General features: G+C 28.7%; 2 protein-coding genes and 1 pseudogene. All 3 read right to left on the bottom strand.

All coding sequences use genetic code 11. The features are described 5' to 3' along the window. Nucleotides 1-1,459 (bottom strand): coiled-coil domain-containing protein (locus CPX_RS02775; RefSeq protein ID WP_152907395.1); only part of this gene is annotated, 1,459 nt, incomplete at its 3' end. Then, a complete protein-coding gene (locus tag CPX_RS02770) occupies nucleotides 1,405-1,716 on the bottom strand; it encodes an integrase core domain-containing protein (protein ID WP_053521629.1) in 312 nt (103 codons plus the stop codon). The genes CPX_RS02775 and CPX_RS02770, both read right to left, overlap by 55 nt. A gap of 59 nt (nucleotides 1,717-1,775) precedes the next feature. Beyond that, a pseudogene (locus tag CPX_RS03575) lies at nucleotides 1,776-2,190 on the bottom strand (hypothetical protein); the annotation flags it as partial. Nucleotides 2,191-2,268: the final 78 nt, after the last annotated feature.

The raw sequence follows: 2,268 nt of genomic DNA, 5'->3' as shown, positions 1-2,268 counted from the left end.
CTCTTTCTTGAACTTTGGCGTAGTTGGGAGATTTTTGTTTTAATTCTTCTTTTCTCGCATCTATTTCTACGTTTTTGTTTTCTAATTTTTCTTGTAAATCGCCTTTATTTTTCTTTTTATCCGTGATATCAGAGACTTCGTTTTGTTGTTTTTCTAATTCATAGACAATTTTTTGATATTCGCCGATTCGTAAATAGCGTTTTGTTTTTATGGATTCTTTTAAATCGTATGAATCAGCTATTTGATTAGTTATTTGGTTTTGGTCGGTTTGTTTTTTATATTCTACAAGTTTCTTTTCAGCGTCTTTATAGTCGGCTTTGGCTTCATCTAAATCTTTTTCTATTCTTTTTCTAATGATGTCATATGTTTCTTTGCTCATCATTTTAGGTGTTCCGTCTTCCTTTTGAAATAAATCTTGGGCTAAACTGATTGCGCGGTGAACTTCGTGAACAATTAATCCGCCTTTTGCGATAGTTCCAGCGGTTTTTTTAAATATTCCGCCGCCAATGGCTTTTAACATACCGCGGCCACCATAGGCATCCAACCACATATCAGCACCTTTGAAAATAGCATCGCGAAGGTTACCAAAACTAAATTCATGTTTTTTATCCCAATCATCAGCAGCGCTTTTTGCAGCGTCGGCTGCTGTTTGCATTATTCGCAATCCTTCTATTCTTGCGTCAATAGCTGCTTTTTTTTCGTTTATTTCATCTATGTTGTTTCGGATTTCGGTGCGCCTTTGTTCAATGGATTGGATTTGGTTATATAGTTTTTTATCACCTTCAGTTAGATCTTTATATTGTTCTTCTAACATTTTTTTAAAGTTTTCTGTTCTTGATAACATGTTTTCGTACATTGTTTGGTCGGATTTTAAGTGGTCGATTTGGAGTTCGATATCTTCTATTTGTCCGACTAATTCAAGTTTTTCATCTTGTAATTTTGAGATTTCTTCTTGTAAACGTTTTTTATCATCGGTGTTAGTTGTTGTTTTTAGTTCTGCTTCTTTGGTTTTAATATCTTTCTCTTTATTAACTAATTCAGCTTCTTTTTGTTGAAGTTGACCTTTTAAAATAGTGATATTGCCTGATGTATTTTTGATTTGTTCTTTGATTGCTTTAATTTTATCTTCGTTTTTATTTAAAACTTCTTTAATTTTAGCTTTTTGTTCTTGGGTTGCTTCTTTAGCTTCATAGAGTTCTTTTAATTTGGTTTCTACTTGGGGTAATTCTTGTTCCCAATTATCTTTTAATCCTTGATAACCATTAATGATTTCATCGTACTTATCAATCGCTTTATTAATTTCTTGAACTAATTGACCTGTGTATTTACTGGATGGTTCTTTTGGTTTTTTAAAGAAGCATAAGTAAATGAAGTTTAAAAGTCCAAGGATAATTAAAAAGGAAATCAAATAGCCTTTCCATGTGGTTGTGTTGGTTGTTTGATTAATAATTGCGGCCAAAAATATTTTAAACTTTTCATCATTCTCTTTTGGTTATAAAAAATAATATACTCGTGTACCATGTTTTTCATCTTTTTAGTATTCATGTTTTCTAAATCACTTAAATAAAGTTTTTCTCCTTTTAAATTAGCCCAAAAAGACTCAATACAAGCGTTTTGAGAAGGAATACCGACATCGGAGAAACTTTGTTGATAACCTTTTTGTTTTAAAATAGTTTTAAATCTTTTAGCAGTATATTGGTTGATATAAAATATCACTCCTTAAAAAGTTTTTATTTTATATAGAATATTCAAAGAGGCAAACTGTCATAAAACTGTCAGTCTTGAAAAATATATTTATATTTAGGGTGTATCTTTTTCACCCGATAACCTTGTTTGGTTTTTGTTAAGAATAATTGAAGATATTTTAAATCTTCTGGTCGGTAATAGATGATATTTAGACTTTTCTTATAGTTTGTTTTGATAGGATTATTATATTTATCTAGTTTATTTGGTTCTAATTGGGTTATAGTTGGTATAATTATAAGTTTTCTAGTTTATGAAGATTGATTTTGCAAATTAATTCTTTGATGATATTTTTAGATGAATTTTTATAATTGATTTGAAAAAGATGATATAGGTGTTTAAATGTGTTATTTCAACTTTTAAAAAGAGTTTAAATCTAAAAGTAATAGTTTTTGGGGCATTAATAGAGGATAAATTAGTATTAATTAAGGTTATTTTTGTTTGTTTAGAAATTACAAATTATTTTTTTGGAATCGTAATAATAAAAATATAACAACAAAAAAAGAATTTTAATAAATGGTTAAT

It is taken from the genome of Candidatus Phytoplasma pruni, from assembly GCF_001277135.1.
In the GTDB taxonomy this organism is placed as follows: domain Bacteria; phylum Bacillota_I; class Bacilli_A; order Acholeplasmatales; family Acholeplasmataceae; genus Phytoplasma; species Phytoplasma pruni.
The sequence above is the reverse complement of the archived record's forward strand: the minus strand, read 5'-3'. Positions and strand labels throughout refer to the sequence as shown.